This window comes from Streptococcus sp. CF8-6, from assembly GCF_024295845.1.
Taxonomy (GTDB): Bacteria; Bacillota; Bacilli; order Lactobacillales; family Streptococcaceae; genus Streptococcus; species Streptococcus oralis_BO.
The window spans coordinates 22,208-35,924 of the sequence record NZ_JANCOF010000002.1; the positions used below are offsets into that span (position 1 = coordinate 22,208).

A 13,717-nucleotide genomic window follows, 5' to 3' on the forward strand; every position below is an offset into this window, starting at 1 on the left:
AAAACAGCTCCGAAGACGGGGCTGTTTTGTTGATTTATTATTCTTCATCTGGTGTGAGGATCATCGGGATGATAATCGGTTCACGTTCTGTGTTTTCATAGAGGAAAGGACGAATAGCGTTGACAATGGCGCCATTGACAGATTGCACGCTAGCATCTTTGTTCTTCAGCGCGATACGAATTGCATTGAAGAGGATGCGCTGGCTTTGGCGAATCAAGTCACCAGATTCTCTCATGTAGACAAAGCCTCGGCTGAGGATGTCAGGACCAGACAAGATCATTTTAGACTTGAAGTCAACAGTTGCGACTGCTAGAACGACACCATCTTCAGATAGATCACGACGGTCTTTGAGGACAGCAGCGCCGATTTCACCGATACGATTTCCATCGACATAGATGTCTTGGGCATTGAAGTGCCCTGCGATACGGGCTGAGTTAGCAGTAAGAGCAAGCACATCACCATTGCTCATGATAAAGATATTGTCCTTCTCGACACCCGTATCCACCGCTAGTCCAGCGTGGACTTTTTGCATGCGGTATTCACCATGGACAGGCATGAAGTATTTTGGCTTAATCAAGCGGAGCATGAGTTTTTGCTCTTGCTGACCACCGTGTCCAGAGGTGTGGATATTGTTAATCTTTCCGTGAATGACTTCGACACCAGCTTCTGAGATAATGTTAATCAGCTTGTTGACGCTAGTGGTATTTCCAGGGATAGGACTTGAAGAGAAGATAACGGTATCGCCGGGTTGGAGTTGCACCTGACGGTGGGTTCCGTTAGCGATACGAGAGAGGGCAGCCATCGGCTCGCCTTGACTACCTGTACAGAGGATCAGAACCTCGCCTGCAGGGTAGTCTTTGATTTCATTTGGCTCGATAAAGGTTCCCTTAGGAGCTTTGATGTAGCCAAGCTCGATCCCATTGACAATGGCCTTTTCCATCGAACGTCCAAAGACCGCAATCTTGCGTCCAGTCTTAACAGCGGCATCCGTTGCTTGCTGGAGACGGAAGATATTTGAGGCAAAGGATGCAAAGATGATACGTCCTTCGATGCCTTGGATGATCTTCATGATGGACTGACCAACGACTTTTTCAGAGTTGGTAAAGGTTGGCACTTCTGCATTTGTCGAGTCAGAGAGGAGGCAGAGTACGCCTTCTTCACCAAGGGCTGCCATCCGGTGCAAGTCCGCAGGTTCCCCAACGGGAGTAAAGTCAAACTTAAAGTCACCCGTACAGACGATTTTCCCTTGAGGAGTATGAATGACAATCCCCAAAGGTTCTGGAATAGAGTGAGTGGTTCTAAAGAAAGTTGCCTTAAGATTTTTAAAGGTCAACTCAGTGTTGTGGTTGATTTCGTAAAGTTTGGCGTTGCGCAAGAGACCGTGTTCTTCGAGTTTTCCACGGATCAAAGCCAAGGCGAGTGGTCCAGCGTAGATAGGGACATTTGCTTGCTTGAGCAGGAAAGGAATCCCACCGATGTGGTCCTCGTGTCCGTGTGTAATCAAAACAGCCTTGACGCGGTCGATATTGTCCACGATGTAAGAGTAATCAGGAATGACATAGTCGATACCCAGCAAGTCATCTTCTGGGAATTTAATCCCAGCATCGACGATGATAATCTCGTCTTGGTATTCAATTCCGTATGTGTTTTTCCCGATTTCTCCCAGACCACCGATGGCAAAAACGCCAACTTCTTCAGGTTTAAGAGTGTAGGCCATATTAGAACTCCGTAATCTCGAAAGCGCCAGTTTCTTTTTCGTAATCTAGCAATTTGTCAGACAAGAGTTCGATGAATTCGATGTTGTACTCTGGGCGGTTTTCTTCGACAAGTTGGCGAGCAGCGATACGGCCCTCAAGTTCTGAGTTGGCATCGATGTCTAGGTAAAGTGAGCGTGTTGTTTCACGACGTGGGCTACGTTCTTTTGTTTCTTGATAAAAAACTTTGTAAATCATATAGTTCCTTTCTATTTACAGGTCAGCTTATTCCAAACTTTTAGCAGAGATTTGCTTGATTTCATTCCATTTTGTGTCTAGATTGACCTTGATTCGTTACAATTATTTCAATTATACCACAAAATGAAAAATTAGTAAAAGACGGAAATGGAGAAAGTCGGGAGGGGAAGGAGGAGCAAAAAGACAGGTAGGATTTGGTCGGAGAGCGCTTAGGTGTTATAATTAAAGGGGGAATCTAAAGAGATAGTAGGTTTGAGGAAGAATACAGTTCTAGTTTCATTAATCGTTGGAGTGGATGGTTGGGACAGAATGATATCTTTGAAAAAAGAAAAAGCTCTTGAGAAATCTCAAGAGCAAATAAAAAGGCTGAGACAAAACTCGGGGATTTTCCTGGAGCAGTCCAGATGGCAGCACCTCTACCTGAAGCGAATGCATCGCAACCTTTGAATGACTTGTCACCAAATCAAACTCGATCTCAGCCTTTACTTAATTCTATCATCTATGAGGCTAAGAAGTCAATCTATAAGTATAACGATGTAGAAATAGCATGGAGTGGAGCGCTTACTAAAAGGTAAAGACAAGCACTTAATTTAAGAGTAAGCAAAAAGAGAGGACCAATGGTAGTCAGGGGTCTTTACAGCTCAAAGCTGAGGGCAGTCCCACACCCGTACCAGAAGTTGGTACCTTTGAACGCTCTGTTACCAGTCGCCCTACGTTATCCTCTCAATATTTATATTTTACTATAGCTTACTGAGGGAATCAACTTTAAAAGCATCAAAAAGCCCTTGACCGAAGTCAAGAGCCAATGTTAAAATGGAGAACAAAGTTTCGTAAATATCCGAGTTTCCAACTCAAATTATGGATGGCTGAAGTTGTAGGGCTAGACGTGCAAGAAATTGGTGATGCCATTAAGAATAATGCAGGTAAGAGCAAAGTAAACAACTTGATTAGAGAACTATCCTGGGACGCTATTTTTGATAAAGTATATAAAGAATCAACTTAAAAAATTTTGTAGGAGAGTGTAAAATGTCAGAAAAAAAATATTCGTTTAGAAGAGAAGGAAATCATTTTAAGTTATCAATTCCAATCAATGAAAAATGCAACGATATAGAAGAAATGACTCCTAAAAAACAGAGATTTACTTTTAAGTTATCAAGTTTAAAAACAATATTTGATTTTCTAGGTTCAATAGTCGTATTAATAGTGGGATTTTTAATTGCAACACCGTTATTTTTAATGTCCATATTACTTAATTGGTTTAAATTGACAATTTTATTTGCAATTTTTTGGTTTATTGTATATGTTGTATATGATACAGTTATTTTAAATCATACAGCACTTGGTATCAGGCCATTTAATGGTACTATTGTTTTAATTATTATGGGGCTAGGTTTAATAGCTTCGATTTTTGTTACAATTTCAGAAATTAAAAATTAGATTGAATTTTTATATGTTGAACAAACACTTTGTTATCAAAGTGTTTTTATTATAGCTAGGAAGAAAAAATATGAATAAATTAGGAAGTGAATTTTTGAAAGAATTCGATAATTACGAAAGACCGATTGCATTTGGTTTGACAAAACGGTTATTGGTAATGATGATAGGGATAAGTGTTGTCGTATCGCTAACAATCTCAATTTCTCTAATGGAACTTTCAGATATTTTTATGTATCTTGTTGCTTTATTAATTGCTCCCCCGTTTATTATATACGGTTTGGGGTTTGATGAGGCTGTGAAGGAAAAGATACTGTTTAATTTAAAAGTGCAGAAAAGAGCATATATGACAGAATTTAGGGAAGGAGAGGAGTTCACAAAAGATGATTTTAAATCTTGGAAGAAAGTCAAAGAATTTGACGAAAGCTGAAAAAGAGCGAAAAGCACGTTTAAAACGTTCAATGAAAGCATCAACACAAAATACGATTAGGTATAATAGTTTGTTTGAAAATGGATTAATGCATATTGCTAAAAATGAATGGTCAAGAACTTACAGACTAGGTGATGTGGCTTATATTTCTGCAAATCAGGAAGAAAAAATTGATGTGATTGATACGCATGCTGAAGCATTGAATTCACTTGATGCTGGATCTACCTATCAGCTTTTAGTTATTAACAGAAGAATTGAAGAAAATGTTGTTGAACAGATCAAATATGATGAAGTTGGAGATGGCTTTGATGATTTCCGTAGGGAATACAATGACATTATTGAGAGCCGATTCTCAAGTGATTCAAAGAATTTTCAGGTAGAGAAATATGTTACTCTTAGGACTGAAGCATATAACAAGAATCAAGCAGATTCTAATTTGAATGAACTTGGGAATTCACTTGAAAATCAATATGCTCAAATGGATATTTCATTTGAGGAACTGGATGGAAAAGAAAGGCTTGATATTTTTTCAGAACTACTACTTGGCAAGCGGAAAATGCCTTATACTTTTAAGGATATAGCCCTTTCAGAATTACATACAAAAGATTTTATTGCACCGAATAGACTTCAATTTCTTGAGAATCGGTTTCGAATTAATGAAGAAGTAGCAAGAGTTATGTATGCTAGAAACTTTCCTACTTTTTTAACTGATAAGATGATCAAAAATTTGACTGACATTGGTGTTGAGTTGGCAATTACAATACATGCAGAACCTTATGAGCCATCTAATTTTATGAAGAAAATCAATAATATTGATACAACAATTAAAGCTGAAATGGTTAAAGCTCAGCGCTCAGGTGCTCAAGAAGGGATTGATCAAGAGTTGGCTGTAAGTGGTCGTTCTCGTGAAATTTCGGAATCTACAAGGCGTTGGAAAGAAGAAATTGATGATAATGACCAAAAAGCATTCTCAGGACTCATTGCTATCTATTTTAAAGCAAATGATGAAGAGGAACTTGCTAGTATAACTGATAAAATTCAAACAGCATCACGTAAAGTTGGAGTTGACTTCCAGGAATGCTACTATTACCAGGAAGAAGGACTGAATACTATTCTACCTATAGGACATACTTTTTTAAATGTAAAACGTCGCTTTGTTCGTGACATGACAACTGCTAATATCGCTACTCAAGTTCCGTTTACTAACGTTGATTTAAAATCTAATAGTCCACGTGCATTGTATTATGGTCAAAATCAATTATCTAATAATGTAATCACTGTCGACCGTAAGGCTGACCTTAATACAGGTTCAGGAGTTGTGCTTGGTTCATCAGGTTCAGGTAAATCTGTTACCGTTAAAACTATGGAAATTATACCAACATATCTAAAAAATCCTGAAGATAGGATTATCATTGTGGATCCCGAAGATGAATATTCCGACATTGGACGAGAATTCAATGCTCAACAAGTCGATATTTTTATTGGTTCGAAATCTCATTTGAACTTATTGGATTTGCCTGATATGAGTCAATTGAAGGATGAAGATAATGATCCAATAGGTGATAAATCTAATCTATTGATGGGGTTGTTTGAATCAATTCTAGATGAAGTAGGAGATGTTCAATATGCTATTATTGACCGTGTCACTCGTGAAACATACTCTAGATTTGCAAATATGGATAGAAAGCCAACATTAAAAGATTGGCATGATATTTTACAAGAACAAGAAGAACCTGAAGCAAAAGAGCTAGCTCTCAAATCAGAAATCTATGCGAAGGGTTCTCAGAATATCTTTGCTCATGAGACAAATGTAGATATAACTGATAGATTTGTTGTATTTAATTTGAAGCGTTTAACAGGGAAACTAAAGCCGTTTGCAATGATGGTTATTCAGGACTATATTTGGAATCAAGTCGTATCCTCTCAAGGTAAATTAACTACGCGTATTTATTTTGACGAGGTGCAACTTTTCTTTAAAGAAGTTGCTCAAGCTGTTTTCTTTACAGAACTTTACTCACGTGTTCGTAAGTATGGAGCAATAGCAACAGCTATTACTCAAAATATCGAAACACTCATGAATAAAGAAGAAGGCCGGAAGTTAGTCTCAAATAGTGAGTTTATGATTCTTCTGAAGCATAAAAAATCAGATTTAACGGCTTTGTCCAAAGCAATTAGCCTAACTCCAACTCTAACAAGGTATATTGAAAAACCAAAGGCAAAAGGAACAGGTTTAATTGTTGCTGGTCAGGTTGTTGTGCCTTTTGAAAATCCAATCCCTAAAGATACAAAATTATTTGAATTAGTTGCGACTGATGCATAGGAGGTGTTGGGTTGTCGAAAAAAACAAGGAAGACCGCGTACACAAGGAAGAGTTCTCCGAGCTCATATAAAAGAAAACATAAAGCAATTGAACGTCAGGGAGAGACTAAATTTCAAAAAGTTGGAAGAGTTGTACATAGTCAAGCCAGTCAATTTGTAGATACAAGTTTACAAGGTGATGATACTTTAGAGGATCTTGCTTCTGCTCGCCAAAAAATCAGGCAGACACACGCTCGAGTTGAGCAAGTTAAAAAGCTTGGGAAGTACTCTGTTAAAATTTCTTCAGGAGCAACAAAAGGTATCTATTCAGGAGGAAACAGAACCTACAATCTTGTTCGTGGTAGAGGTTTTACTAGGACGCCGATATCTGCTCGTTGGGAAACAAAAGCTAAAAACAAATATCAACGTTTGCGAGCTAGAATAAACGCTTCTAAAACTGCTAAATTTGGAAGGAAAACTAAAAAAATAGCTTCAAAAGTTAGCAAACCCCTATTCAGCATAATTAAGAATCCGTTATCAGTAAAAACTTACCTTATTCTATTCTTTACTTTCCTATTAGTTGCTATTATTGGTGCAATAGCAGGGGGAGGAAGTACAACAGTATCTCAAAACGAATTTGATCTTACAGATACATGGGTATATATTTCGAAGATTGACAGAGAAAAATCCACAGATAAAGTTGATTATTGGACTAATATTGATGAAATCATGATGTTTATGGGCTATAAACACAAGGATTATAAATTAGATTCTCCATATAATAAAGATAAAAAGTGGTGGGAATTCAACAAACCTTATAAAGATCTTTTGTCGACTATTTGGGACGATTTAAATAAGGATAAAGATAATCTTAAAACAATGGCTGATATTTACACTTCTTCAGAAAATAAGTATCTTAAGTTGAGTGAATCTGAGTTAAAAGAGTATAACGAAGTTTTAGAGCAAGCTAAACAAGTTGGTTACTATGTGACCTATAATGATTTAGCAAACCCTTTTAGTTCTGAGATTAATGATGAAAAATTAGATCCGATACGAATCGATAAACGGTTTGGTTATGTTTCTAAAACGGAAATATATAATGGTTCAGTTTTACAAGCTAATCAAGGATCAAAACTCTATGCTGTAATGGAAGGTAAGATTTCTATAAAAGAAAAAGATGTTCTTATTACAACAGGAACAGCAGAGTTTACCTATAAAAATGTTTCCAACATACGTGTAAATGATGGCGACCGGATTAAGGTTGGTTCTGAGATTGGAGAAGTTAGTGATACTTCAGGACAAGAAGTTTACTATCAAAAACTCAAGAAAAATAAGAAAAAGAAAGAGTGGGTTTGGGTCAATGTTGGTTTCTATTTTCCAAAAGTTGAGTACAATCAAACCACTTCTGTAATTTCAGATATGAATCTTGATGGAGATATTGGTAAAAAAATTAGTAATATATATAACTATTTAAAAAAACAAGATAGTGATGTAACTTTAAATGGCACTTCCGCGATGCTAGGGAACTTTTGGACTGAATCATCAATCACAGCAAAAAGGGCTGAAGGAGACTATCTGAATCCCCCTGTTGGAGCATCAGCTAGCTCCTGGGATGATCCTAATTGGTTGAATATGGGAAATGCTGAAATTTATGGAGGCAAATATCCAAATATCGTCCATAGAGGAATTGGACTAGGACAGTGGACAGATACTGCAGATGGTTCTGTTCGGCATACAGCATTATTAAACTATGCAAAAGATAAAGGCAAAAAATGGTATGATCTTGAACTTCAACTTGATTTTATGTTAAACGGAGATAGTCCTTATTATATTCAAATTCTAAAAGATGTTCTTCATTCCAATGACGATGTTAATTCACTAACTAATCACTTCTTAGTGTATTGGGAAGGAAATTCAGGAGATAAGTTAAAAGAGCGACAAAATAATGCTCAGCAGGTTTTATCTTATCTAAAAAAACCTAGAGGAAGTAGCAGAGGAGGAAGTTCAGTTCTCGAAAGTTCTTGGGGTTTTCCTCCAGAATATTCGTCTAAAATTAAAAGCTATCCATCAGGAGCAACAGTTTCTTCTAGTTTAAATGGTAATACATATCCAGCAGGACAATGTACTTGGTATGTATATAATCGATTAGTGGAGGCAAATGCACCACATTATAATTGGTTAGGAAACGGTCAAGATTGGGTTAGAAATTTAGTTGGTCTAGGATGGACGTATAGTGATAAACCAGTAGCAGGAGCAGTTATGTCTATACAAGGTGGATTCTGGGGAACACCAACTGAATATGGTCATGTAGCCTATGTTGAACATGTCAATGAGGATGGAACTTTTTTAGTATCAGAATGTAACATCTTAGGTGTTCAAAATCAAATTCACTGGACTGTTTGGACTAATCAAAGTTATTTATCCTTTGCAATCCCGCCAAAATAAAAAAGATTGGAGAATTATGTTAGACTTAGCAAAAATTAAAGCAATAAAATTTATTGGTTATATTCTACTTCTGGTTCTCGCAGTAGTGATTGGAGTAGGAGTTGGGCAATCAATAACAGCGACTAATACAAAAAAAGAAGATACAGAACAAAAGGAAGCACAATCTGCACAAGTCCTTACTCAGGATCAGGTTAAGGAGTTTCTATTAAACTACTACACTAAAAAAGATCTGGGTGAAAATAGAAATCGTTATAAAGATTATATGACAGATGGGCTTTATAAACAACAAGTCGCAAAAGAAGAAGAAGCTGTAAACCAAACTTACAAAGGCTTTGTAATAGATTATAAATTTCAAAGCGCTGAAATTTATATCAATCAAGAAAAATTACAAGTTATCACTCAAGTTAATTATGTAAATACTTTACTTGATGATAAGAAGAATTTGGATACCGCACAAAAAGATGTTTTGAACAAAAAGACATTACGCTTGAGTTATATTAATGATAATGGTACATTAAAGGTTAATAAGATCGAGTCAATTATTTTAACTGACCAGACTGGTGACTATGGAATTTTAGATAGTTCTAAACCGTCTGAGGAACAATCTAAGGGAACAGGCGAACAAAAAAAAGAAACTAACTAGATACCGAGAAGGAGAAAAAAGAATGGTTACTAGAAAATCTCAGAGTGAAACGTTGAAGGGTAAAATAGAAAAGTATCAGAAGGAACTTAAAAAAATTCAGGATCAGAAATCTATTCTTTTGAAAAAAGAAAAAGATATTAGTAAAAATTTAAATACTGTTCAAGCTGATTATATTGTTGCTCTAATGACTGAATCAGGTAAATCAATAGAAGAATTAGAAAGATTTGCAAAAGAAACAAATATAGCTTCTAAGACTGGTGGTGATAGTAATGTTCAGGATTACTAATACACAAACTCGGCAACAAGAAATATGTCAAAATAGGGATGAACTTCTCTCTTTAATTAATGAAAAATCAGTCTGGGCTGAAGATAGAGGGGAGACTCTGAAACTACAAGTTGAACACTTAGGAGAAGAATCTAAAATTTTAGATAGTCTAAATTTGACATTACCTCTTGAATCGATTGTTGAGGAAGTTTTTTCAGGATTTGGTTTTAAAAAAGAGAAAAAGTCTTTTGGTTTTCTAAATCGTGGTAAAGGGGAAAAATCAAAACCGAAGGAGAAAAAATCAAAAGAGAAAGTCGTAACAGATCGGAAAACGGTAGAAGTTAGTGAAGACCTTTCATCTAAAAATATACCATCTACAATACGTGTAGAAAAAGAAGAATCCATTTCATCTAAAGAACACCAGGTTATTCAAAAAACAAGCAAGATGCAAAAAACTAAAGAAGTGTCTCAAAAAAAAGTAGAGAAACAAGCTAGAAATAAAAAACTATCTCTAGTTTCACTTATTTCCCTGTTCTTAGTTATTTGTACAATAGGATTTTCTATAACAACATTTATGTTGTTACAAAAACAGAATGGAAAAATTACAGAGCTTGAAAATAGAATAAGTCTTGAAGAGAAACAAGGAAAAATTGAAGTAGTTGGAAGATTTTTCATTGCAAACTATTATTCAGGAAAATCAGATAACTTAATTAAATTTTTTACTAAAGATTCAAAATTAAAAGGAGTAGAGGCTAAAAAAGGTTCCCAAGTTCAATCAACAATTTACGAGTCTTTATCTGAAGTTGATAACATAATTTATGTTACATTTGTAGTGACAACATTAGAAGAGAATTCAAATATCAAAACAGTTCGGCTAACTCTTCCTTTTCAAGCTGAAGAAGGATCCACCTATGGATATGTTCTAGTGGATCAACCACAAATTTCTAACTTCACCGAATAACCGTATTCATTAAAATAAATATAAAAATAAACATTAAAGCAAACATTAAAAAGGAGAAATAAAATGACTAAATTTAATAAACTAATCACTCTTTCATCAGTAGCACTACTTGCATCAGTAAGTCCTCAATTAACATTTGCAGATACTACAGTTCCTGCCTCAACAGATGTACCTGCTGTAGTAGCTCCAAGTTCCGAACCTTCAACAGTTCCATCAAGCGACACTGATGTACCTGCTGTATCAACTGCACCATCAGAAACTACTTCTGAGCAAGAAACACCATCTTCAGTTGCACCATCAGATCCTAGTTCAAATGTTCCAACAACTTCATCAGATCCTAGTTCAAATGTTCCAACAAGTTCATCAGATTCAAATGAAGTTAAACCATCTTTAGCGAATGGCGCAACAACAAATCCATTAACTGATGCAACAACAAATTCATCAAACAATCAAGATAAGGACAAAAATGTAGACGCTCCAACAAATAACCCGAATGTATCCGCTCAAACAGCAGCTGATACAGGAGCTTCTCAAGTTGGGACAACTTCACAAGTCACAGGTCAAGTCGTTGAAGAAGTAACGCCTCAAGCACCGGTTCAGACAAATACAGGGGATTCAATTGTTGGCACAAGAAATGGTAACGTAGTTCTTTCTGATGGATCTGTTGTAGCTCCTGAAGAAGTTGGAGGAACACTAAACGAAGATAAAACTATTTCAGTAACTAGTCATGATGGAAAACTAAAAACACTACCAAATACAGGAGAAAAAGAGAGTCTAATGATGACTTTTGCAGGAATTGGTTTGTTAGCAACTCTCCTAGGTTATTTCTTTAAAAAGCGTTCAATTTAAAAATATAATAATGGGCACTCAATAAATATTGAGTGCTTTTCTTCTTAGAAAGGAGGATACAAATGGATCAAGAACAAATCGCTATGAAAGTAATAGACATTTATAAACTAAGTGGAGAACTTTTGATAAAATCACTTTATTACAGTCTTGAACAAGACTATAATAATGTTAAAAATTATGTTAATAATAAGGACTTTCATAAACAAACAAATTGGAATAAATTCTTGGCTACAAAAGAAACGAAGCATTTTGAAACATTTATGAACTCTGAACTCAATTCTGAACGACTTAAAAAGTATTTGAAAGAATATGGCATTGGATTTTCTATAAAGGATAATAAGAATGGCACCAGTACAATTGCTATTGATGCTAAGAATATTAAGGCCCTTGAAAATAGTTTTAAAGGGGTTATTAATGACTTAACAGATCCAACAAAATCAGAAAAAATGATTCAAAAACTCACTAACTCACCTAAAAATATGAACTTGAAAGACAAAATAACTTACTACAAAAAACAAGTTAAACGTGATATTCAATCAAAAGTAAAAGCTAAAACAGCTCAGAAAACAATTTCAAAAGATGGAAGAGGATTATAAATGGTTAGTGAACAGAAACGACGAAAATTCATTCCTTATCTAGTTGTAGGATCACTTCTTTTTTATGTAGTTCATTGGTTAGTTAAACTGTATGATATTGCTCCAAGTACACCAGGGGTTATTTTATTTGATAATGATCGAATCAATTGGATGCTTGCTAATTGGTCTAGTAAATCGCTGATTGATTTTAAATTTACAACAATAAGCTTATTTAGTGGCGGTATCGCTTCATTCATTGTTTTAATTTTTTATTTTCGTATAGGTGACAAGGGGCATTATCGATATGGTGAAGAATATGGTTCAGCTCGCTATGCAACTCTAAAAGAACTAGAGGGTTTTAGAGATAAAAATCCTGAAAATGATATGATTTTCAGTCAAAATGCACGAATGGGACTCTACAATAAACGATTACCTTTTGAACGCCAACTTAACAAAAATACTCTTACAGTGGGATTGCCGGGTGATGGTAAAACATTTACTTTTGTGAAACCTAACATTATGCAAATGAATAGTTCATTTGTCATCACTGATCCTAAAGGACTTCTAGTACGTGAAACCGGTAAAATGCTTGAAAACAATGGGTATAAAATCAAGGTATTTGATTTGGTAACTTTAACAAATTCAAATCAATTCAATGTTTTTCACTATATGCATGATGAATTGGATATTGATAGGGTTGCTGAAGCAATTATAGCAGGTACAAAACGATCAGATAATATCGGTGAAGATTTTTGGAATCAGGCAGAAATGCTCCTGATAAGAGCATTAATTGGGTATCTTTATTTTGATGGTAAAGTATTGAATAAATACGAACCCAATATCGCTCAGGTAGCAGATCTTTTAAGAAATATCAAAAAAGATAATGATGAAATTCCTAGTGTTGTAGAAAGAATGTTTGAAGAACTTGAAGAAGAATTGCCAGGAAACTATGCTAACAGACAGTGGGATTTGTTTAATAGCAATTTTGAAGGTAAAACAATGACTTCTGTATTATCTATTGCATCTTCACGTTTTGCTGTATTTGACCACGAATCCATAAGAAATCTAACCTCACGTGATTCAATGGAAATGGAGAAATGGCAGACAGAAAAAACCGCAGTCTTTATTGCTATACCTGAAACAGATAAATCATTTAACTTCATTGCTACAACAATGTTTACAATGATGTTTAGACAGTTACCAAAAACAGCAGATGAAATTATCCAAGGGCTACACCCTACTTGTAAGCCTGAAGACTTACTCCATATACGTTTAATTCTAGATGAATTTGCTAACTTTGGACGTTTTCCAAACTTTACTGAAACGTTATCTTCAGTACGTTCACGTGAAATTTCTATTGATATTATAATTCAAGCCATCAGCCAACTTAAGGCACTTTATAAGGAACAATGGGAGACTATCTTTAATAACTGTGCTACCTTGATTTATTTGGGTACAAATGATAAAGAAACAATGACCTATTTTTCTATGCGTAGTGGGAAACAGACAATTAATGTTAAAAATCAATCTCAAACAAGAGGGACACAAGGATCTAGTAGTCAATCGATTCAGACCATTCAACGTGATCTACTTACTCCTGATGAAGTTGCACGTATAGGTACAGATGAAGCTCTCATTTTCATCTCTAAACAAAATGTATTTAGAGATAAGAAAACTAATGTTTTCCAGCATCCACGTGCCAAAGAGCTTGCTAGTGCACCAAATGATTCTAATTGGTATCAATATATACGTTCCATGTCTGATGTTGATGATTGGGATATAAATGTGAAGCATGATATACAGGTAGAAGTTAGCGCTTCTGATGTAATTGATATGGACCTACCTTTTGAAATATAATAGTGGGA

General features: G+C 35.4%; 14 protein-coding genes. 12 read left to right on the forward strand and 2 right to left on the reverse strand.

Annotation, left to right across the window (positions count from 1 at the left end; genetic code table 11):
• Positions 1-37: 37 nt before the first annotated feature.
• Both NML69_RS03675 and NML69_RS03680 read right to left on the reverse strand, forming a co-directional pair.
• On the reverse strand, positions 38-1,717 hold the full coding sequence (locus NML69_RS03675; RefSeq protein WP_000331970.1) for a ribonuclease J: 1,680 nt from the start codon (positions 1,715-1,717) through the stop codon (positions 38-40).
• A 1-nt stretch (position 1,718) separates the two neighbouring features.
• Entirely contained in the window at positions 1,719-1,952 is a 234-nt protein-coding gene (locus NML69_RS03680; protein ID WP_000639581.1) for a DNA-dependent RNA polymerase subunit epsilon, read from the reverse strand.
• Positions 1,953-2,356: 404 nt separating this feature from the next.
• On the opposite strand from NML69_RS03680, the gene NML69_RS03685 reads away from it, so the two are divergent.
• The 12 genes from NML69_RS03685 to NML69_RS03740 all read left to right on the forward strand — a co-directional run bounded on the left by NML69_RS03685 (position 2,357) and on the right by NML69_RS03740 (position 13,709).
• Positions 2,357-2,527 (forward strand): hypothetical protein, encoded by a 171-nt coding sequence (locus tag NML69_RS03685; RefSeq protein WP_000729971.1) that lies wholly within the window; start codon positions 2,357-2,359, stop codon positions 2,525-2,527.
• 230 nt (positions 2,528-2,757) lie between these two features.
• Positions 2,758-2,955, forward strand: coding sequence for a hypothetical protein (locus tag NML69_RS03690; protein WP_232619928.1), 198 nt, complete (start codon positions 2,758-2,760; stop codon positions 2,953-2,955).
• 23 nt (positions 2,956-2,978) lie between these two features.
• Entirely contained in the window at positions 2,979-3,389 is a 411-nt protein-coding gene (locus NML69_RS03695; protein ID WP_198459098.1) for a hypothetical protein, read from the forward strand.
• 70 nt (positions 3,390-3,459) lie between these two features.
• Positions 3,460-3,816 (forward strand): PrgI family protein, encoded by a 357-nt coding sequence (locus NML69_RS03700; RefSeq protein WP_254725344.1) that lies wholly within the window; start codon positions 3,460-3,462, stop codon positions 3,814-3,816.
• Positions 3,770-6,136: a VirB4-like conjugal transfer ATPase, CD1110 family gene (locus NML69_RS03705; protein ID WP_254725345.1), complete on the forward strand. Its 2,367-nt coding sequence runs from the start codon at positions 3,770-3,772 to the stop codon at positions 6,134-6,136. Before NML69_RS03700 ends, NML69_RS03705 begins: the two co-directional genes overlap by 47 nt.
• A gap of 11 nt (positions 6,137-6,147) precedes the next feature.
• Positions 6,148-8,559 carry a phage tail tip lysozyme gene (locus NML69_RS03710; RefSeq protein ID WP_254725346.1) on the forward strand — a complete coding sequence of 804 codons (2,412 nt, stop codon included), beginning with the start codon at positions 6,148-6,150 and terminating at the stop codon, positions 8,557-8,559.
• Positions 8,560-8,575: 16 nt separating this feature from the next.
• On the forward strand, positions 8,576-9,202 hold the full coding sequence (locus tag NML69_RS03715) for a hypothetical protein (protein WP_254725347.1): 627 nt from the start codon (positions 8,576-8,578) through the stop codon (positions 9,200-9,202).
• A gap of 22 nt (positions 9,203-9,224) precedes the next feature.
• Complete coding sequence (locus NML69_RS03720; protein WP_254725348.1) at positions 9,225-9,488, forward strand: hypothetical protein; 264 nt, start codon at positions 9,225-9,227, stop codon at positions 9,486-9,488.
• Positions 9,472-10,428: a hypothetical protein gene (locus tag NML69_RS03725; RefSeq protein WP_254725349.1), complete on the forward strand. Its 957-nt coding sequence runs from the start codon at positions 9,472-9,474 to the stop codon at positions 10,426-10,428. The genes NML69_RS03720 and NML69_RS03725 overlap by 17 nt, the downstream gene beginning before the upstream one ends.
• A gap of 63 nt (positions 10,429-10,491) precedes the next feature.
• A complete protein-coding gene (locus NML69_RS03730) occupies positions 10,492-11,277 on the forward strand; it encodes an LPXTG cell wall anchor domain-containing protein (RefSeq protein ID WP_254725350.1) in 786 nt (261 codons plus the stop codon).
• A 62-nt stretch (positions 11,278-11,339) separates the two neighbouring features.
• Complete coding sequence (locus tag NML69_RS03735; protein WP_254725351.1) at positions 11,340-11,873, forward strand: hypothetical protein; 534 nt, start codon at positions 11,340-11,342, stop codon at positions 11,871-11,873.
• Entirely contained in the window at positions 11,874-13,709 is a 1,836-nt protein-coding gene (locus NML69_RS03740) for a VirD4-like conjugal transfer protein, CD1115 family (protein ID WP_254725352.1), read from the forward strand.
• Positions 13,710-13,717 lie beyond the last annotated feature (8 nt).